The sequence below is a fragment of the Rhizobium sp. BT-226 genome, from assembly GCF_025847085.2.
In the GTDB taxonomy this organism is placed as follows: Bacteria; Pseudomonadota; Alphaproteobacteria; order Rhizobiales; family Rhizobiaceae; genus Rhizobium; species Rhizobium sophorae.
Genome location: NZ_JAOYTI010000004.1, coordinates 257,353 through 277,065 on the forward strand (window position 1 = coordinate 257,353; position 19,713 = coordinate 277,065).

Consider the following 19,713-nt stretch of genomic DNA (forward strand, 5'->3'; position numbering starts at 1 on the left):
GAGCTTGATTGGGGGGCGCAGGCGAGCGGGTGGTGTGGTGCCTGTGCAGCCAAAACGGATATGTTATACGACGATCATGGGATTAGGGGTTTTCATCCACCGCTCAGATTCGATCTATGACGACAGCCCGGCGGAGCAATATCAGTTTCCCAGCCAGTATCTCCATCGTGTCCAAGCATGCGTCGGCGACTGAATTATTTACTACGAGCCTCGAAAGGTCTCCGAGACTCGAGGTTATTTTGCTGTAGTGAAGGTGCAGCAAGTCGTTCGAGATTCCACCACATCGGGCATGTATCTAGCGCTGATCGAACCTGGAAGTTATCTCGACTTCGTCCACCCAGTTCCCTTCAGCGGTGCCGACGGTGTCGTCGAGCGCGGTGTGCTAAACGCGGAAGGTCGGATTTCCGGCAGCGCGCAGTCGGCGGTTCGTCCAATCTCGACGGACGACTTCAGCCGCATCGTTGCGCTGGGCCTCGATGATCGCGAACCATTGTTGCCACGCGTCGATGCGAGGGCATCGCCTCCAGGTTTTGGGGAAGAGCAAGCGCCTTTCCAATTCGAACAGAGCCGCGACCGAGTGAGCTATATAGCGTCCCGAATTGTGCGAGATCGCGTTTTTCGCCAAGTCGTTTTGAGCGCCTATGATAAGCGCTGCGCAATTACCGGGCTCAAGTTGATCAATGGCGGAGGGCGGCCAGAAGTCGATGCGGCGCATATCCGGCCGGTCGAGGCGAACGGTCCCGATATCGTCAGCAATGGGATTGCTCTATCCGGCACGGCCCATTGGATGTTTGATCGAGGATTGATCGGGCTCACCGACAATCTGGAGATTCTGATTTCACGACAGGTCAATGATCCCGATGCAGTACGGGGTTTTATCAACAAAACCGGTCGCGCGATTGCGCCCCGAAGAGCATTTGAGCGACCGCATGCGCATTTTCTGCAATGGCACCGCGAGCACTGCTTCAAGCAGTAAATATGTCGCCGTTATTTTCGGCAATCGCGCAACGAAGAAGCCGCACCTTGACAAACATGTGCGAGCTACGAGCGGCCCGAACTAGCGGGACGGACATCGTGCCGTCCATGTATCCAAGCTGAACAAGTCGGGAGAAACTGGAGCGGGCGAAGGGATTCGAACCCTCGACCCCAACCTTGGCAAGGTTGTGCTCTACCCCTGAGCTACACCCGCTCAATCCACATCGGTCCGGGGTAGTTGTTGGACCATGGGCGCCGCCTCGCGGCGACCGGCGCTATATGGCCTAACGGGTTTTCAAATGCAACAGGGAAATGACGGAGAGGCGAAGAAAAATTCTGGTGCTGGCAGACGCCCGGCGGAAAGGCCGCAAATGCGGGGCAAAGCGTCGGTCGCAAAGATTGCCAAACGCTGTGGACCGACTTAATCAGGACGCCTCGCTTTTTTCCCTTCCTGTCCAATGGATTGCCCCATGTCCGAAAATGCCCCGAAGACAAGAGACGAATTGTTTGCCTTTCTCGACGGCCTCGGCATTGCCCATAAGACGGTCGACCATGCGCCGGTCTTCACCGTCGCCGAATCGGTTGCCCTTCGTGACGAGATTCCCGGCGGTCACACCAAGAACCTCTTCATCAAGGACAAGAAGGACAGGTATTTCCTGCTGACTGTCGAGGAAAATGCCGAGGTCGACCTTAAACAGGTGCATAACTTGATCGGCGGGTCCGGCCGGGTCTCCTTCGGCAGGCCGGAGAAGCTGATGGAGTATCTCGGCGTTGCTCCGGGTTCGGTGACGGCCTTCGGCGCGATCAACGATACTGCGGAGAATGTCACTTTCGTGCTCGATGCCGATCTGATGGCGCACGAGATCGTCAACTGCCATCCGCTATCCAACGATGCGACGACGTCGATTGCGAGCAGCGACCTTATCCGCTTCATGGAAGCGACGGGACATAAGCCGCTTGTCTTGAAAGTGACGTCCTGACATACGATTTTAGCACTAAAGCGCGTCGCGATCTTTTAGATTCGCTTGCCGCGCTTTAGTCTTTGGTTTTGCGCATGTCTTTATCGCAAAACCGCCACACAGTTTTGCGCGACATGCTTTAGCAAAGACGCCGGCAGGATCGGCGCGGCGGGAGATACCTATGAGCGGCAGCGACAACCCCTATAACGGTTCCTTCGGAAATCAGATGACGGCGACGACACGCTTTAGTGCTGCGCCGGAACCCGCGGCTGCGGCCGGCAGCTATATCACGGATACGACGACCGCGAATTTCGCCAAGGACGTCATCGAGGAATCGCGCAAGCAGCCGGTGCTGGTCGATTTCTGGGCGCCCTGGTGCGGTCCGTGCAAACAGCTGACGCCGGTCTTGGAAAAGGTAGTCAACGAGGCCAAGGGCCGCGTCCGGCTGGTCAAGATGAACATCGACGATCATCCCTCGATCGCCGGCCAGCTCGGCATCCAGTCGATCCCCGCTGTCATCGCCTTCGTCAACGGCCGTCCTGCCGACGGTTTCATGGGCGCGGTGCCGGAAAGCCAGATCCAGCAGTTCATCGACCGGATTGCCGGTCCGGCCGGCGCCGATGAGGCGGCCGAAATCGAAGCCGTGCTTGTGGAAGCGGCGGAACTGCTTGCCGCCGGCAATATCAACGAGGCCGCTCAGCTTTATGGCGCCGTCATGCAGGCCGATCCCGAGAACGCCAAGGCGCTTGCCGGCATGGCCGAATGCATGATCGCCGCCAACCAGCATCAGCGGGCACGCGAAATCCTGACGGAATTGCCGGAAGAGCTGGCGAAAGACGCCGGCATCCAGGCCGTGCTGATGAAGCTCGAGCAGATCGAGGAGGCCCGCAAGCTCGGCGATCCTGTTGCGCTCGAGCACGAACTGGCCGCCAATCCCGACGATCACGAGGCGCGGTTGAAGCTTGCCAAGATCCGCAATGTCGAAGGCCGGCGCGACGAGGCGGCCGACCATCTGCTGCTGATCATGCGCAAGGACCGCGCCTTCGACGATGATGGCGCCCGCCGCCAGCTGCTGCAGTTCTTCGAGGTCTGGGGCTTCAAGGATCCGGCGACGGTTGCAGCGCGCCGCAAGCTTTCAGCGATGCTGTTCTCGTAGGGCACCCGCGCGCCCGACAGGACGCGCCATGGTCGGTCTATCGCATTGAATCCGGGCATGATCTTTTCCGAAAATCGATTCCGATTTTCGGGGTATTCGACACTGCATAATTCCTTAAATCGGAATCGATTTAAGGATAAAATTATGCAGTGATTCAAAGTGTTACAGCGTGTTTTGCGCGTCTAAGAAGACGCGCGGCGCTGTAAGTTCGAGCATCGGCCCTTGCGTTTTCGGACGAGGGCACCACATTCTCGTCAAGACGGGCAAGCCCGTTACAAGAATGCGGGACGGTTTCATGCAAGTCGGGAATGCCAGATACCTGAAGCCGGGCGATCTGCCTGATGCGATCGCTGTCTTCCCCCTGACCGGCGCCCTTCTCCTGCCGGCCGGGCAGCTTCCCCTCAACATTTTCGAGCCGCGCTATCTGGCGATGCTGGATGCCGCACTGAGCGGAAACCGGCTGATCGGCATGGTGCAGCCGGCACTCGGCGAACATGAGGACAAGGGTGGCGAGCCCAATCTTGCCGCTGTCGGCTGCCTCGGCCGCATCACCTCCTTCGCCGAGACCGGCGACGGGCGCTATATCGTATCGCTGACCGGCGTCTGCCGTTTCCGGTTGCTGGAAGAGAAAGCGACCAGCGATCCCTTCCGCATCTTCCGCATCGCCCCGTTCATCGCCGATCTCTCGGCCGCAAACGAGGAGGAGGCGGTCGATCGCGCAGCGCTTCTCACCGCCTTCAAGGCCTATCTCGATGCCAACAAGCTGGAGGCCGACTGGGAGAGCGTCGAGCGGGCGAGCAATCTGACGCTCGTCAATTCGCTGGCGATGATGTCGCCCTTCGGGCCGGCGGAAAAACAGGCGCTGCTGGAGGCGCCTGACCTGAAGACGCGGGCCGAGACGCTGATCGCGATTACCGAAATCGTGCTGGCGCGCGTCTTCGGTGACTCCGACACGGTTCTGCAGTAGACTTCAGCGATGGATGAAAAACTCAGCCGCGTCGATCCAAAGCTGCTCGATCTCCTGGTCTGCCCGCTCTCCAAGGGCCGGCTTTCCTATGATCGCGAGCAGAATGAGCTTGTCTCGGAAAAGGCGCGGCTTGCCTATCCGATCCGCGACGGCATTCCGATCATGCTGGTGTCCGAAGCTCGCCGTCTCGACGATTGAAGCAATTCCAGGAAGCGCTGTTGCCGGGAATTGCGTAAAGGTTAAATCGTCTCTCCGGCAAGCAGGCGCGGATTGTCCTTTGCCGTCGTTCCGGCCGCCTGGCCGATGAAGAAGGATTTGAGACGCGGCAGCCGGTCGACGATGCCGAGGCCGACGTCGCGGGCGATGCGGATCGGCGTCGCATCGTTGGAGAAGAGCCGGTTCAACACGTCGGTCGTCACCCCCATGCGGAAAGTGTCGAAGCGCCGCCAGGTCTGGTAGCGCTCGAGGATATTGATCGAGCCGATATCGAGGCCGAGGCGGTCGGCCTCGACGACGGTCTCGGCGAGTGCCGCCACATCCTTGAAGCCGAGATTGAGCCCCTGACCCGAAATCGGGTGGATGCCATGGGCGGCGTCGCCGGCCAGCGCGAAACGCGGCGCGACGAAGGAGCGGGCGAGCGTTAGGCCGAGCGGGAAGGCGCGCTTGTCGCCGATCACTTTCAGGTTGCCAAGCTTGTGGCCGAAGCGGCGTTCGAGCTCTTCCTCGAAGATCAGGTCGTCGGCGGCGACCAGCCGGTCGGCATCATGCGTCCGCTCCGTCCAGACGAGCGAGGAGCGGTTATTCTTCAGCGGCAGGATGGCGAAGGGACCGGCCGGCAGAAAATGTTCCTCGGCGCAGCCGTCATGCGGCCGCTCGTGTTCGACCGTCGCAACGATGCCGGACTGGCCGTAGTCCCAGGTGACGGTCTTGATGCCGGCGAGATCGCGCAGCGTCGAGCGCACGCCGTCGCAGGCAACCAGCAGCCGGGTTTCCAGCGCGCTGCCGTCCGAAAGCGTGACGGTGACATGGGTGTCATGGGTCTTCAGCTCCGTGGCGCCGAGCCCGTGGCGGATGTCGATGCCGAGCCGCTCGCAGGCGCCGCGGAGTGCCGCGACCATCGCAACATTCGGGATCATGTGGGCGAAGGGCCGGCCGTCGGCCACTTCGCCGTCGAAGGTCAGAAAAACCGGACGCACCGGATCGGAGGTCTTGGAATCGGTGACGATCATTTTGGTGATCGGCTGGGCTTCCGGCTCGATCTCGTTCCAGATGCCGAAGACCTCGAGCATCTTCGCCGCCGCCGCGATGATGGCGGAAGCGCGCGTATCGTTTTTCCAGACATGTTCGGGCGCCGCCTCGACGACGGCGACATTCAGATGCGGGGCGGCCTGTTTGACCGCGACAGCGGCGGAAAGGCCGACATAACCCCCGCCCACAACCAGCATGTCCAGCATCGCGCCGCTCTCGTACCTTGTGCCTCAGATGTGCTCTATATAGATCATCGCAACTTCACTTCCTACCGCTGGGAGACATAGAAATGACGGGCGAGACATCAGGGCCTTCGGCGATGGAGACGCTGCTTTCGACGCTCGACCTCGAGCCGATCGAGGTCGATATCTTCCGCGGCCGCAGCCCCAAGGTCGGCTGGCAGCGGGTCTTCGGCGGCCAGGTGATCGGCCAGGCGCTGATGGCGGCGCAGCGCACCATCGAGGGCGAGCGTTTCGTCCATTCGCTGCATGCTTATTTCATGCGTCCCGGCGATCCCACGGTGCCGATCATATACCAGGCGGAGCGCATCCGCGACGGATCGAGCTTCAACACGCGGCGTGTCGTCGCCATCCAGCACGGCAAGGCGATCTTCGCGCTGTCGGCCTCCTTCCAGGTAGAGGAGCCGGGTTTCGAGCACCAGATCGCGATGCCCGAAGTCGAGATGCCGGAGGCGCTGCTCGGCGAACAGCAGATCAAGGAACAGTATCTCGCGCACGCCCCGGAAGCGATCCGAAAATACTGGCAGCGCGAGCGGCCGATCGAGATCCGTCCCGTCTCGTTGACGCATTATTTTTCCGACAGGAAGCTCGATCCCAAACAGGACGTCTGGGTGCGCGCCACCGGGCCGGTTCCCGACGACCGGCTCTATCAGGCGGCGGTGCTTGCCTATCTTTCGGACATGACGCTGCTCGATACGTCGCTCTATGCGCACGGAACGTCCATTTTCGACCAGAGCCTGCAGGTGGCGAGCCTCGATCACTCCATGTGGTTCCACAGACCCTGCAAACTCGACGACTGGCTGCTTTATACGCAAGACAGTCCGTCGGCTTCAGGCGCCAGAGGATTAACCCGGGGGTGCTTGTTTACACGATCGGGTAGCTTGATCGCATCGGTCGCGCAGGAAGGCCTGATTCGGAAAAAGGCAAATGAATAAAAAGTGTGCAACTTTATAAATTTGCGCGTTATTTGTGCGCTCATTGGCCGATCATTTGCCTGTTTATTGGCACTATTTATTATAACCCTTACTTTTCAATAACTTACGAACTGCCTCGAATCTGGCACGCCCCTTGAATGTGTATTGGCCGGTCGCTGTTCAGGAACGTCAGCGGCAAGGAGAGTCGGCTCCGCGCCGAGGATAACGAAGGATGGGAAACCAGATGAAAATTGTGATGGCCATTATCAAGCCGTTCAAGCTCGATGAGGTCCGCGAAGCCCTTACGGCGATCGGTATTCAGGGGCTGACCGTAACCGAGGTGAAGGGTTACGGGCGCCAGAAAGGGCACACCGAAATCTATCGCGGCACCGAATATGCAGTCAGCTTCCTGCCGAAGCTCAAGATCGAAATCGCGGTTGCATCGGAACTCGTCGACAGGGCGGTCGAGGCCATCGCGGCAGCGGCCAAGACCGGTCAGATCGGTGACGGCAAGATCTTCGTCTATTCGATCGACCATGCCGTGCGCATCCGTACGGGCGAAACCGATTCAGAAGCGCTGTAAGAACGGCAGATCAAGGAGCTTTTTCCAATGTCAATTTCGAAGTTTTCTTCCACCTTTGCGCTGACTTGCGCAGCTTCGGCCGCCCTTTTGGCCCCGGCCGTCGCTTTCGCGCAGGAGGCTGCACCAGCCGCCACTGCCGCTGCTGCTCCTGCTCTCACCATGGACAAGGGTGACAATACCTGGATGCTCGTCTCCTCGGCGCTCGTCCTTCTGATGACCATCCCCGGCCTTGCGCTTTTCTACGGCGGTCTCGTCCGTGCCAAGAACATGCTCTCGGTGCTGATGCAGGTCTTCATGATCACGGCCGTCGTGGCGCTGATCTGGGTGACCTACGGCTATTCGCTCGCCTTCACCGACGGCGGTTCGCTGAACAGCTTCGTCGGCGGCTTCTCCAAGGCCTTCCTCGCCGGCGTCAACACCTCGTCGCTCGTCGAAACCTTCTCGAAGGGCGTCGCCATTCCGGAATACACCTTCATCGTGTTCCAGATGACCTTCGCCTGCATCACGCCCGGCCTTATCGTCGGCGCATTCGCCGAACGCATCAAGTTCTCGGCCGTCATGCTCTTCGTCGTGCTCTGGGTGACTTTCATCTACTTCCCGATGGCACACATGGTCTGGTTCTGGGGCGGTCCGAGCTCCTACACCTCGCCGGCCGGCCTGATCTTCTCCTACGGCGCAATCGACTTTGCCGGCGGCACGGTCGTTCACATCAATGCCGGTATCGCGGGCCTCGTCGGCGCCATCATGCTCGGCAAGCGCACGGGCTATAAGAAGGAAATCATGGCTCCGCACTCGATGACGCTGACCATGGTCGGCGCCTCGCTGCTCTGGGTCGGCTGGTTCGGCTTCAACGCCGGCTCCAACCTCGAAGCCAACGCCTATGCCTCGCTTGCCTTTATCAACACCTTTGTCGCAACGGCTGCCGCCGCTGTGTCCTGGTGCATCGTCGAAAGCCTGACCCGCGGCAAGGCCTCCATGCTGGGTGGTGCTTCCGGTGCGGTCGCCGGTCTCGTTGCCATCACTCCGGCGGCAGGCTTTGCCGGCCCGATGGGCGCGATCGTTCTCGGTCTCATCGTTTCGCCGGTCTGCTACTTCTTCGTCGACGTCGTGAAGAACAAGTTCAACTACGACGACAGCCTTGATGTCTTCGGCGTCCATTGCATTGGCGGCATCATCGGCGCTCTCGGCACCGGTATCCTCGTCAACCCGGCACTCGGTGGTGCAGGCATCGTCGATTATTCCACAGCCGACTTCGCAGCCTCCTATGCCGGCACGGCAACCCAGGTCTGGAACCAGGCCAAGGGCGTGCTGACGACGCTGCTGTGGTCGGGTATCGGTTCTGCGATCCTCTACAAGATCGTCGACGTCGTCATCGGCCTGCGTGTGACCGTCGAAGCCGAACGCGAAGGTCTCGACCTTTCGACCCACGGCGAAGCCGCCTATCACTCTTCCTGATCACAGGGTTTGCGGCGCCCGGCAGAAGGGCGCCGCTTCACAGCCCGTCGCGGCCTATCTAACCATAGACCGCATTTGGCCCGGACCTTTCAAGGTTCGGGCCTTTTTCATTTCCCTGCTCGGAATTGTCGTCCAGGCATGCATGGTTAACATCGCTTTAACCCGGCTCTGATTAGGTAGAGCGGACGCATTTTGGCACGGCGAAGCTTCAGCGATTCGCGTGTCCTCAGGCATTGGACGGGTTAGACACATGGCAAGAAGCACGTCGCCGGCAATGGATGGCCGTCCGGATCGGTTCTCCTTCTCGGCATTCATGCTGCGGCAGATCCAGGCGCTCATCGGCTTTGCGATCTTTCTGCTGCTGGCGTTCTGCGTCGCGGCACTGGCGACATGGAATGTTGCGGATCCGAGCTACTCCTATGCGACCGCCAACTTGCCGACGAATATTCTCGGCTACAGCGGGGCTGCCTTTGCCGATATCGTCATGCAGTTCCTCGGGCTTGCCAGCGTCGTTTCGATGCTGCCGATCGTCGCCTGGGCGCTGACACTGATCTCAGGCCGCCGCTTCAGCCGTATTCCTGCCCGTGCCGGCGCCTGGTTCGGCGGTTCGGTGCTATCCTGCGCCGTCCTCGGCTGCTTTCCGCCGCCGCTCACCTGGCCGATCCCGAACGGCATCGGCGGTGTCATCGGCGACATGATCCTGCGTTTTCCCGCACTCTTCGTCGGCGCCTATCCGACGGGCACCTTCGCCATGGTCGTCGGCTGCATCTTCGCCGCGCCGACCGCCTGGCTGATGCTCTTTGCATCGGGGCTCGTCGGCCGCAGCGACGCCGACGAGGAGATCGAGGAAGACTACGTCGATACGCGTAGCAAGGCCCGCGTCGTCGGAGACGAGGACGAGGAGGAAGACGAGTCCCGCTGGGTTGCTCTCAGCGGTGCAGTGACGCATGCCTGGTACATGAGCCAGGGCCGGCTGCGTCGGCTCTTCGGCATGGGGCCGCGCAAGCGGCGCCAGGGCGATTACGAATCACCTTATGATTTCAACGATGACGAGTTCGGCACGCTGAACGAACCCGTCCGCGCCAAGGCTCCGACCGTCCGCGGCGAGCGCATGGAGCCCTCGATGGAACCATCGATGGGGGCAAGGACGGCTTCGCCGCGGCGCATCGTCTCCGCGCCATCGTTTTCCATCGATGACGATGACGACAATGACGACGACCTGCCCTTCGATAACGACATGCCGCCGCGCCCGGCCGATATCCTGCCCGACGACGATGACGACGACGACTGGATGATCCGCGCACCTGCAAAGGCGGCTGGCAAGCCGGAACCGCGCGTCGTCCCGGTGGTCGCGCGTCCGAAGCCCAGCGCCCGCATCGAGCGGGAGGCGCAGGGCTCGTTCATCCGTCCCGAAGGCTTCCAGCTTCCCTCGATGCATCTGCTCGCCGAACCGAAGAATGTCGTGCGCGACTCCACGCTTTCGGCCGATGCGCTGGAACAGAATGCCCGCATGCTCGAAGGCGTGCTTGAAGATTTCGGCGTCAAGGGCGAGATCATCCATGTCCGCCCCGGCCCTGTCGTCACGCTCTACGAACTGGAGCCGGCGCCCGGCATCAAGTCGTCGCGCGTCATCGGCCTTGCCGACGATATCGCTCGCTCGATGAGCGCCATTGCCGCCCGAGTCGCCGTCGTGCCCGGCCGCAATGCGATCGGCATCGAATTGCCGAACCAGACGCGCGAGACCGTCTATCTGCGTGAACTCATCGCCTCCCGGGATTTCGAAGGCAGCAAGGCGAAGCTCGCCATGGCGCTCGGCAAGACGATCGGCGGCGAAGCCGTGATCGCCGATCTCGCCAAGATGCCGCATCTGCTCGTCGCCGGCACCACCGGCTCGGGCAAGTCGGTCGCCATCAACACGATGATCCTGTCGCTGCTCTACCGCATGACGCCGGAGCAGTGCCGTCTGATCATGATCGACCCGAAGATGCTCGAACTCTCCGTCTATGACGGCATCCCGCATTTGCTTTCGCCTGTCGTCACCGATCCGAAGAAGGCCGTCGTCGCGCTCAAATGGACCGTGCGCGAGATGGAAGAGCGCTACAAGAAGATGTCGAAGATCGGCGTGCGCAACATCGACGGCTTCAACACCCGCGTCGAGCAGGCGCTGTCGAAGGGCGAGGCGATCTCGCGCACGGTGCAGACCGGCTTCGACCGCCATACCGGCGAGGCGATGTACGAGACCGAAGAATTCGATCTGCGGCCGATGCCCTATATCGTCGTGATCATCGACGAGATGGCCGACCTGATGATGGTCGCCGGCAAGGACATCGAAGGCGCCGTCCAGCGTCTGGCGCAGATGGCGCGTGCGGCCGGCATCCACGTGATCATGGCGACACAGCGTCCCTCCGTCGACGTCATCACCGGCACGATCAAGGCGAACTTCCCAACCCGCATCTCCTTCCAGGTGACCTCGAAGATCGACAGCCGTACCATTCTCGGCGAACAGGGCGCCGAACAGCTGCTCGGCATGGGCGACATGCTCTACATGGCGGGTGGCGGGCGTATCCAGCGCGTGCACGGCCCGTTCGTTTCGGATGTCGAGGTGGAAGAGATCGTCTCCTACCTGAAGACCCAGGGCTCGCCGCAATATCTCGACGCGATCACCGCCGATGACGACGAAGATGGCGACTACGGCGGTGGTGGCGGCGGTCCGGCCGGCACGTCCAATCTTTCCGAATCGGAAGATCCCTACGACCAGGCGGTCGCCATCGTGCTGCGCGACGGCAAGGCGTCGACCTCCTATGTCCAGCGCCGGCTCGGCATCGGCTATAACCGTGCGGCCTCGCTCGTCGAGCGCATGGAAAAGGAGGGCATCATCGGACCGGCCAACCATGCCGGCAAACGCGAGATTCTCGTTCCGACGGAAGGCGACATCCTCGACCGCTGACATAACAGGCATATATTTCCGATGCAGCCGCTTTTGCGGAAACCTGATAGCATCGAAGCCGTTACCTCTCGCAGGCCGATCGCAACGCCTTGAAGACGCCGCCTTTCGGCAGCATGCAGATCGCATAAAGGAGATTTAGATGAGTCACTCCGATACCTTCCTCTCCGGCCTGACGGTAACGCGCCGCCACCTTCTCGGCGCCTTTGCCGTCGCGGCGATAGCGAGCGCCATTCCCCTCGGTGCTTACGCGCAGGCGGCAGCTCCCGCCTCCGGCACCGCGCAGGCGATCGCCGATCATTTTTCCGGCGTCACGACGATGCAGGGCGAATTCGTGCAGTTCGGCCCGCGCGGCGAGCAGACCGGCGGCAAGTTCTTCATCCAGCGCCCCGGCAAGCTGCGCTTCAACTATGACGATCCGTCGCCGATGCGAGTGATCGCCGACGGCAAGAACGTCGCCATCGGCAATATGAAGCTGAAGACCTGGGATCTCTATCCGCTCTCCAAGACCCCGCTCAGCCTGCTTCTGGCGCAGCGTATCGATCTGTCGGCCGGCATGGTGAAGGGCGTGAAGGAAGAGTCTGACCTGACGACGATCGCACTCGGCAACAATACGGTGTTCGGAAACTCGACCATTACCATGATGTTCGACCCGAAGACCTACGACCTGCGTCAGTGGACGATCACCGACAATCAGGGCAAGGACACCTCGGTGATGATCTTCAACGTCAAAACCGGCATGCAGTTCGACGATCGCGTCTTCCGCGTGCCCTATGAGACCATTCCAGGCACGCCTCAGTCGCGCAACTGAGGGCTTTTCGGTTGATCGGCTGCTCCTTTTACAAGATCCGGATGTTTTCAGGCCGGCTTGGCTTGAAAACATCCGGATCTCTATCAAAGATTTGAGCATGATGTCGTCCGAAAAGCGCTCACACTTTTCGGCATCATGCTCATGGCCGGTTCCCTCGCGTCTGCCTTTGTTTTAAAGCCCTTTCATGAAAGCGTGAAAGGTTTGGGCATGGGTTTTTCGATCACCACCTGGAATATCAATTCGGTGCGGCTGCGCATGCCCATCGTCGAGCAACTCGTTCTCAAGCACAGGCCCGATATCCTCTGCCTGCAGGAAACCAAGGTGACGAACGAGCTGTTTCCGGCGGCACCACTCAGGGCGATGGGCTACAATCACATCATCATCCATGGCCAGAAGGGCTATCACGGCGTGGCGATCGCCTCGCGCATTCCGTTGACCGAGGATCACCGGCAGGATTATTGCGGCGTCGGCGATGCGCGCCATATCTCGGCGATCTTCGAGCACGGCAATCGCCGCGTTCGGCTGCATAATTTCTACGTCCCAGCCGGCGGTGACGAGCCGGATCGCACGATCAACCCGAAATTCGGCCACAAGCTCGATTTCATCGAGGAGATGAAGCTGCTGAAAGCCAATGGCGAGGCCAACACCTCGGCCATCCTCGTCGGCGACCTCAACATCGCGCCGCTGGAGCATGACGTCTGGTCGCACAAGCAGCTTCTGAAGATCGTCAGCCATACGCCTGTCGAAACCGAGGGGCTGCTCGAGGTGATGAAGCGCGGCGCCTGGCTCGATCTGATGCGCCAGCATGTGCCTGAAAACGAGAAACTCTATACCTGGTGGAGCTACCGCGCCAAGGACTGGGAGGCCGCCGACCGCGGCCGCCGTCTCGACCATATCTGGTCGTCGTCAGATCTCGGGCCGCATCTCAAGCGGATAGAAATCCTGAAGGAGGCGCGCGGCTGGGACCGGCCCTCCGACCACGTACCGGTCACGGCGCATTTTGATTTCTAAAACGATGCGGTTCAGCTTTCCTAAAGCGCAGAACTGCTCTAACCGGGATCAGTTGAAGCGGTAGAACTGGCTTGCGGCCTTTGCCGCGAGTTCGGCAAGATTGTCGCGGATCCGGTTCTCGATCAGCCGGGCTGCGTCCGGATATTCCTCGATCAGCCGGTGGAAGAGGGCGCGGGTGATGCGGATGATGCTGGTATCCTCGCGTGCTACCGCGGTGAACTTGCGCTCCACCAACGTCACCAGCGCCAGCTCGGAAACCAGGGCTCCCGGACCGGCGATCCCCCCTGTCCTCTGCATGCCGTCGCTGCTCGTCGCGCTCAGCTCCAGGCTGCCGCTGAGGATGACATAGGCGCTCTCGGCGGGCGAGCCCTGGCGAAACAGCATCTGGCCGGCGGCAATCATGCGCCGGTCGGCGCCGAAGGCGATCAACCGCAGCTGATCCTCGTTCATGTCCTTGAACAGAGGAAGCTGCGCGAGCATGTGAATGTCGTCGGTCAGCGCCATGCGGGCTTTTCGCCTTAGAGCAATTCCAGCAAAGTGCCTGGCGGTTTTGCCAGGCAAAGCGTGAAACGCTTTTGCCGGGAATTGCGTGAAAACAAAGAGATAGAGCACTTCCGTTATTCAGGGAAAAACGGAAATGCTCTAGGGTATGATCTTGTAGCCGCCGTTTTCCGTGACGAGGATTTCGGCGTTGGAGGGGTCGCGCTCGATCTTCTGGCGCAGGCGGTAGACGTGGGTTTCCAGCGTATGCGTCGTCACGCCGGAATTATAGCCCCAGACCTCTTCGAGCAGTATGTCGCGGGTGACGACCTTTTGTTCGGCGCGGTAGAGATAGCGGATGATCGCCGCTTCCTTTTCCGTCAGCCGGATCTTCTGGCCGTTATCGGTGGTCAGGAGCTTCTGGCTCGGCTTGAAGAGGTAGGGGCCGACGGTGAAGGTCGCGTCCTCGCTCTGCTCATGCTGGCGCAGTTGCACGCGGATGCGCGCGAGCAGCACGGCGAACCGGAAAGGCTTGGTGACATAATCGTTGGCGCCGGCTTCGAGACCGAGGATCGTGTCCGAATCGGTATCGTGGCCGGTCAGCATGATGATCGGCGCCTTGAAACCGCCCTTGCGCAGCAGCTTCACTGCCTCGCGGCCGTCCATATCGGGCAGGCCGACATCCATGATCAGCAGGTCGATCGGCATCGAGCGGGCGGTCGCGACACCTTTGCCGGCGTTGGCTTCCTGCAGAACCGTGAATTCCTCATACAGCGACAATTGCTCCGTCAGCGTCTGTCGAAGGTCATCGTCGTCATCCACCAGAAGAATGGTGCGTGCGGTCATGCCGTTTGCGTCCTCATGTTAAGTCCCCTAGTCCTACGCCAAATTCCTGGTTTGGCAAGGATCGGGCAGCGGGCTGTTGCCGGGTCGGTTTCGATATGATTTCAATCGAAGCCCCAGACAAGGCACGACATGCGAGAAAAATGGAAAAAGCAAGGCAGAGGCGAGGTATGACGCCGTCGACGATCATGGTGCGTCCTGCGCCGGGGCGCAAGAGCCGGGCGATCGTCCAGCTTGGCGCCATCACCGTGCCTGCTGCGATCGGCCGCTCCGGCCGCACCGTGATGAAACGCGAGGGCGACGGCGCCACGCCGATCGCCTCGATGAGGTTGATATCCGGCTTCCGGCGCGGCGAGCGGAACGGCCGGCTCGTCACTTCCCTTTCCATCCGCCGCATCCGCCCCGACATGCTCTGGTGCGATCAGTCTGGCAATGCCAGCTACAACCGCCTCGTGCGCGCGCCGTTCAGCGCAAGTCACGAGGAGATGTGGCGCAGCGACGGGCTCTACGATATCTGCCTGGTGATGGACTGGAACATTTCCTCGCGTGCGCGCAATCGCGGCTCGGCGATCTTCTTTCATCTCATCCGGCCAGGCTACGAGCCGACGGCGGGTTGCGTGGCGGTAAGCCTGCGCGACATGCGCCGCCTGCTGCCCCACCTTCGAAAGGGAACGATTGTCCGCGTCGTCTGATTGTCTTCCGGATGCGGCCGCCTATATGTTTTCGGTGACCGAACGCTCGGGCTGAAATGCGTTCAGGGACGCCCCATAGGGGCGCAACTCATGCCTCGTCCAATTCTTCAAACTCCCGGAGATATATTGTGACCGCTCAACCCTTCATCACTTTCCATGACGGACATTCCATTCCACAAGTCGGCCTTGGCGTCTGGCAGACGCCGCAAGATATTGCCGCTCCCACCGTGCGCACGGCGATCGCCGCCGGCTATCGTCACATCGATACCGCTTCCGGTTACGACAACGAAGAGGGCGTCGGTGAAGGCATCCGCTCTTCCGGCCTCGACCGCAAGGATATCTTCGTCACCACCAAGCTCAGGAATACCGATCAGGGCTATGACAATACGCTGCGCGCCTTCGACGGCAGCCTGAAGAAGCTCGGTTCCGAATATGTCGACCTCTATCTCATTCACTGGCCATCGCCGCATCGCGGCCTTTATACCGAGACCTGGAAGGCTTTCGTGCGCATCCGCGAAGAGGGCCGCGCCCGCTCGATCGGCGTGTCGAATTTCTACCCTGAACATCTCGAGCGTATCATCGGTGAAACCGGCGTTGTTCCCGTCATCAACCAGATCGAGCTGCATCCCGATTTCCAGCAGAAAGCGGCGCAGGAGGCTCATCAGAAGCTGAATATCGCCACCGAATCCTGGAGCCCGCTCGGCCAGGGCAAGTTCATCTCGAACGCGGTGATCGGCGAGATCGCCAAGAAGCATCAGAAGACGCCGGCCCAGGTCATCATTCGCTGGCACATCGACACCGGCCTCGTCGTCATCCCGAAATCGGTAACGCCGTCGCGTATCGAGCAGAATTTCCAGGTGTTCGACTTCAAGCTTGATGCCGACGATATGGCCGCGATCGCTAAACTCGACAGCGCCGGTGCCCGCATGGGGCCGGATCCGCACACGGCGACCTTCTGATCGTCGTCTCGATTATCGGCAAGTCAATGGTCGTCCCGCAAAAGACCGCATCTGGTGGCCGTCGCAAAAGCGACTGAGGCGGGGCGGCATAAAATGTGAAAGCCCACCGATGCGCAGGGGCATCGGTGGGCTTTGGATTATCATCCGTTTTGACGGATCAGTTCCACTCGCGGATATCGACGAAGTGCCCGGCGATCGCGGCTGCGGCTGCCATTGCCGGCGAGACGAGGTGCGTGCGGCCCTTGAAGCCCTGACGGCCTTCGAAGTTGCGGTTCGAGGTCGAAGCGCAGCGTTCGCCCGGCTTCAAGCGGTCGTCGTTCATGGCCAGGCACATGGAGCAGCCCGGCTCGCGCCAGTCGAAACCGGCGGCCTTGAAGATCTTGTCGAGGCCTTCGGCTTCCGCCTGTTCCTTGACGAGGCCGGAGCCCGGCACGATCATCGCGTCGACGGTTGGGGCAACCGTCTTGCCTTCGACGACCTTGGCGACTTCGCGCAGATCCTCGATGCGGCCGTTGGTGCAGGAGCCGATGAAGACGCGGTCGAGCGTGATGTCGGTCATCTTCGTGCCCGGCTTCAGACCCATATAGTCGAGCGCGCGCCACTTGGAGGTGCGCTTGGTTTCGTCCGGAATGTCGTCCGGGTTCGGAACGATGCCCTGGACGGAGATGACATCCTCGGGCGAGGAGCCCCAGGAAACGATCGGCGGCAGGCTGGCGGCGTCGAGCACGACGACGCGGTCGTAATGAGCGCCTTCGTCGGTCTGCAGGGTCTTCCAATAGGCGATCGCCTGTTCCAGCGCCTCGCCCTTCGGCGCGCGCGGCTTGCCCTTGATATATTCGAAGGTCTTTTCGTCCGGGGCGATCAGGCCGGCGCGGGCGCCGCCTTCGATCGTCATGTTGCAGATGGTCATGCGGCCTTCCATCGACAGCGCGCGGATCGCTTCGCCGGCAAATTCGATGACGTGGCCGGTGCCGCCGGCCGTGCCGATCTCGCCGATGATGGCAAGGATGATGTCCTTGGCGGTGACGTGCGGCGGAAGCACGCCGTCGACCCGCACCAGCATGTTCTTCGCCTTCTTCTGGATCAGCGTCTGGGTCGCCAGCACATGCTCGACCTCGGAGGTGCCGATGCCGTGTGCCAGCGCGCCGAAGGCGCCATGCGTCGAGGTGTGGCTGTCGCCGCAGACGATGGTCATGCCGGGCAGGGTGAAGCCCTGTTCCGGACCGACGATGTGGACGATGCCCTGGCGCTTGTCGCTTGCCGAATAATATTCGACGCCGAATTCGGCGGCATTGGTCGCCAGCGCTTCCACCTGGATGCGGCTTTCCTCGTTCTTGATGCCGAGATGGCGGTCGGGCGAGGTCGGAACGTTATGGTCGACGACGGCGAGCGTCTTTTCCGGCGCGCGAACCTTGCGGCCGGTCATGCGCAGGCCTTCGAACGCCTGCGGCGAAGTGACTTCGTGGACCAGGTGGCGGTCGATGTAGAGAAGACAGGTTCCGTCTGCCTGTTCGTCGACGAGATGATCGTCCCAGATCTTGTCGTAGAGGGTACGCGGTGCGCTCATGGCGTTAAGTCCGTTTTTCTGAAGCTTTTGGAAAATCGAGAAATGGCAGATCAAGCTCCGCCGGCCGTCATTCGATCAACGAAGTCGGCTGTTGAGCGCACCGGACACGCACGCAAAAAACCGCGCCGGCAGGCGATAATGGTCCTGCAGCACGAAAATATGCGCGCCAATGCATCTGAACTTGGATTCCATGGCCTGCATATAGCGATTTTTCGCGGCGGCTTCAATTTGAATCATCAGCAGACGCTCTGCGGCCTCTCAGCGGTGCGGCGGCGCTTACCGCGACTTCATCCATTTCTCCGTCCGCCGCAGCGCCAGCGACAGGCCGATCGTCAGGATCAGATAGATATAGGTGACGATCGAATAGGTCTCGAAGAAGCGGAAGGAGCCGGCAGCATAGACCTTGCCCATCTGGGTGATGTCGGCGACGCCGAGCACGGAGACGAGCGAACTGTCCTTCACCATCGAGACGAAATCGTTGGAGAGCGGCGGGAAGATCACCCGGATTGCCTGCGGGAAGACGACGGAGCGGAAGCGTCGGTAGCGCGACAGGCCAAGCGCCTTGGCCGCCTCGATCTGGCCGGGATCGACCGACTGGAAACCGGCCCGGAAGATTTCGGCGATGAAGGAGGAATAGCCGACCGTCAGCGCGATGATCGCTCGCCACATCAGCGAGAGATCGCGCACCAGGATGGGCTCGGCCACGCCTGATGTCACCAGCGGTGAAATCAGGAAATTATAGCCTGCAACCAGAGCTGGCGCGCCGACGAAGGCGACGTAGAACAGCATCACGAGGATCGGGATGCCGCGGATGATCTCGATGTAGAATCGCGCAATCTGACGCAACACCTGGCTGTCGGCCATGCCAAGCAGGCAGATGCCGAGGCCGAGCACGGTGGCGAGCACGAAGGCGACCAGCGTGACGAAGACGGTGATGCCGACACCGTTGACGACGGTGCGGAAGACCTGGGCGTAGATATCGTTGGCGACGATGACGGCGGCAAGGACGATGCCGATCGCGACAAGCGCGACCAGCCACCAGGGATAGTCGTCCTTGACGTGTCTGTCGGGAGATGGTCGCACTGCCATCAATAGCTGCTCGGCGTCATTCGCCCATCTTGTAGTCGAGGAACCACTTCTTGTTCAGCGTATCGAGCGTGCCGTCGGCCTTGAGTGCGGCGATCGCGGCATTGACCGGGGCGACAAGGTCGGACCCTTTCGGGAAGATGAAGCCGAAATCCTCGGTGCCGAGCGGTTCGCCGATCAGCTTCAGGGCGCCGTTCGAGGCATCGACATAACCCTTGCCGGCGGTGCCGTCGGTCAGCACGACGTCGACGTCGCCGGCCTTCAATGCCTGGACGGTGGCGCCGAAGGTTTCGAAGAGCTTGATGCGCGGGTTCTGCTCGTTGCCATCAAGCACTTCATAGACGGCGGTGTAGAAAGGCGTGGTGCCGGGCTGTGCGCCGACCAGGCCATCTTTGAATTCGCCGAAGGACTTGGCATCCGTGAAGCGCTTCTCGTCGCCGCGCACCAGCATGAACTGCTGCGAGCGCATATAGGGATCGGAGAAATCCACCTTCTGCTTGCGGTCTTCCTTGATGGTGATGCCGGTCATGCCGATGTTGTACTGGCCGTCGGAAACCGCCTGGATCATCGCGTCCCAGCTGGTGTTCTGGTATTCGACCTTGAAATTCAGCCGCTTGGCGATCTCGTTCATCGCATCATATTCCCAGCCGATCGCCTTGCCGGATTTCGGATCGACGAATTGCAGCGGCGGATAGGCATTCTCGGTGACGACGACGACGCTCTTGCCGCCGAGATCAGGCAGCTCGGCGGCCGATGCGGCGAGGGGTAGAAGAGCAAGGGCGGCGAAGCTCGCAAGAACGGTACGGCGAAACAACATTGAACGG

Annotated in this window: 20 protein-coding genes and 1 tRNA gene; 13 read left to right on the plus strand and 8 right to left on the minus strand. The window is 60.9% G+C overall.

Annotated elements, in window-relative coordinates:
- Positions 1-193: 193 nt before the first annotated feature.
- Complete coding sequence (locus tag OIU37_RS25715) at positions 194-976, plus strand: HNH endonuclease (protein WP_264259220.1); 783 nt, start codon at positions 194-196, stop codon at positions 974-976.
- Positions 977-1,114: 138 nt separating this feature from the next.
- On the opposite strand, the gene OIU37_RS25720 is transcribed toward OIU37_RS25715, so the two are convergent.
- Positions 1,115-1,189 (minus strand) — tRNA-Gly (locus tag OIU37_RS25720).
- Positions 1,190-1,445: 256 nt separating this feature from the next.
- Here OIU37_RS25720 and OIU37_RS25725 point away from each other — a divergent pair.
- From OIU37_RS25725 to OIU37_RS25740, 4 genes are all read left to right on the plus strand, one after another.
- The gene (locus OIU37_RS25725; RefSeq protein WP_264259000.1) at positions 1,446-1,955 is read left to right on the plus strand and encodes a prolyl-tRNA synthetase associated domain-containing protein; all 510 of its coding nucleotides are present in this window, start codon (positions 1,446-1,448) and stop codon (positions 1,953-1,955) included.
- A gap of 160 nt (positions 1,956-2,115) precedes the next feature.
- Positions 2,116-3,090 (plus strand): thioredoxin, encoded by a 975-nt coding sequence (gene trxA, locus OIU37_RS25730; RefSeq protein ID WP_264259001.1) that lies wholly within the window; start codon positions 2,116-2,118, stop codon positions 3,088-3,090.
- Between the two features lie 280 nt (positions 3,091-3,370).
- Positions 3,371-4,057 (plus strand): LON peptidase substrate-binding domain-containing protein, encoded by a 687-nt coding sequence (locus OIU37_RS25735; protein WP_264259002.1) that lies wholly within the window; start codon positions 3,371-3,373, stop codon positions 4,055-4,057.
- A gap of 9 nt (positions 4,058-4,066) precedes the next feature.
- Positions 4,067-4,255, plus strand: coding sequence for a Trm112 family protein (locus OIU37_RS25740; protein WP_017966162.1), 189 nt, complete (start codon positions 4,067-4,069; stop codon positions 4,253-4,255).
- A 41-nt stretch (positions 4,256-4,296) separates the two neighbouring features.
- On the opposite strand, the gene OIU37_RS25745 is transcribed toward OIU37_RS25740, so the two are convergent.
- A complete protein-coding gene (locus OIU37_RS25745) occupies positions 4,297-5,511 on the minus strand; it encodes a ubiquinone biosynthesis hydroxylase (RefSeq protein WP_264259003.1) in 1,215 nt (404 codons plus the stop codon).
- 83 nt (positions 5,512-5,594) lie between these two features.
- Here OIU37_RS25745 and tesB point away from each other — a divergent pair, with 83 nt between their 5' ends.
- The 6 genes from tesB to OIU37_RS25775 all read left to right on the plus strand — a co-directional run bounded on the left by tesB (position 5,595) and on the right by OIU37_RS25775 (position 13,262).
- Positions 5,595-6,479, plus strand: coding sequence for an acyl-CoA thioesterase II (gene tesB, locus OIU37_RS25750; protein ID WP_171604533.1), 885 nt, complete (start codon positions 5,595-5,597; stop codon positions 6,477-6,479).
- Between the two features lie 211 nt (positions 6,480-6,690).
- A complete protein-coding gene (locus tag OIU37_RS25755) occupies positions 6,691-7,041 on the plus strand; it encodes a P-II family nitrogen regulator (RefSeq protein ID WP_017962468.1) in 351 nt (116 codons plus the stop codon).
- 27 nt (positions 7,042-7,068) lie between these two features.
- Positions 7,069-8,496 (plus strand): ammonium transporter, encoded by a 1,428-nt coding sequence (locus OIU37_RS25760; RefSeq protein ID WP_264259004.1) that lies wholly within the window; start codon positions 7,069-7,071, stop codon positions 8,494-8,496.
- 250 nt (positions 8,497-8,746) lie between these two features.
- Entirely contained in the window at positions 8,747-11,443 is a 2,697-nt protein-coding gene (locus OIU37_RS25765; RefSeq protein WP_182208570.1) for a DNA translocase FtsK, read from the plus strand.
- 139 nt (positions 11,444-11,582) lie between these two features.
- Positions 11,583-12,251: an outer membrane lipoprotein carrier protein LolA gene (locus OIU37_RS25770; protein ID WP_171604536.1), complete on the plus strand. Its 669-nt coding sequence runs from the start codon at positions 11,583-11,585 to the stop codon at positions 12,249-12,251.
- Between the two features lie 207 nt (positions 12,252-12,458).
- Positions 12,459-13,262: an exodeoxyribonuclease III gene (locus OIU37_RS25775; RefSeq protein ID WP_026230959.1), complete on the plus strand. Its 804-nt coding sequence runs from the start codon at positions 12,459-12,461 to the stop codon at positions 13,260-13,262.
- Between the two features lie 48 nt (positions 13,263-13,310).
- Here the strand turns inward: OIU37_RS25775 and OIU37_RS25780 are convergent, their stop codons facing one another.
- Entirely contained in the window at positions 13,311-13,766 is a 456-nt protein-coding gene (locus OIU37_RS25780; protein WP_264259005.1) for a cyclic nucleotide-binding domain-containing protein, read from the minus strand.
- Between the two features lie 138 nt (positions 13,767-13,904).
- Complete coding sequence (locus OIU37_RS25785) at positions 13,905-14,588, minus strand: response regulator transcription factor (protein WP_027666953.1); 684 nt, start codon at positions 14,586-14,588, stop codon at positions 13,905-13,907.
- 167 nt (positions 14,589-14,755) lie between these two features.
- Between OIU37_RS25785 and OIU37_RS25790 the strand changes: the two genes are divergently transcribed.
- Both OIU37_RS25790 and OIU37_RS25795 read left to right on the plus strand, forming a co-directional pair.
- Entirely contained in the window at positions 14,756-15,277 is a 522-nt protein-coding gene (locus OIU37_RS25790) for a L,D-transpeptidase (protein WP_171604537.1), read from the plus strand.
- Between the two features lie 128 nt (positions 15,278-15,405).
- The gene (locus OIU37_RS25795) at positions 15,406-16,236 is read left to right on the plus strand and encodes an aldo/keto reductase (RefSeq protein ID WP_264259006.1); all 831 of its coding nucleotides are present in this window, start codon (positions 15,406-15,408) and stop codon (positions 16,234-16,236) included.
- 157 nt (positions 16,237-16,393) lie between these two features.
- Here OIU37_RS25795 and leuC read toward each other — a convergent pair whose 3' ends face one another.
- From leuC to OIU37_RS25815, 4 genes are all read right to left on the minus strand, one after another.
- The gene (leuC, locus tag OIU37_RS25800) at positions 16,394-17,803 is read right to left on the minus strand and encodes a 3-isopropylmalate dehydratase large subunit (protein ID WP_020052055.1); all 1,410 of its coding nucleotides are present in this window, start codon (positions 17,801-17,803) and stop codon (positions 16,394-16,396) included.
- Positions 17,804-17,878: 75 nt separating this feature from the next.
- On the minus strand, positions 17,879-18,040 hold the full coding sequence (locus tag OIU37_RS25805) for a hypothetical protein (protein ID WP_003567430.1): 162 nt from the start codon (positions 18,038-18,040) through the stop codon (positions 17,879-17,881).
- A gap of 39 nt (positions 18,041-18,079) precedes the next feature.
- A complete protein-coding gene (locus tag OIU37_RS25810; RefSeq protein WP_264259007.1) occupies positions 18,080-18,892 on the minus strand; it encodes an amino acid ABC transporter permease in 813 nt (270 codons plus the stop codon).
- A 16-nt stretch (positions 18,893-18,908) separates the two neighbouring features.
- A complete protein-coding gene (locus OIU37_RS25815; protein ID WP_264259008.1) occupies positions 18,909-19,706 on the minus strand; it encodes a basic amino acid ABC transporter substrate-binding protein in 798 nt (265 codons plus the stop codon).
- Positions 19,707-19,713: the final 7 nt, after the last annotated feature.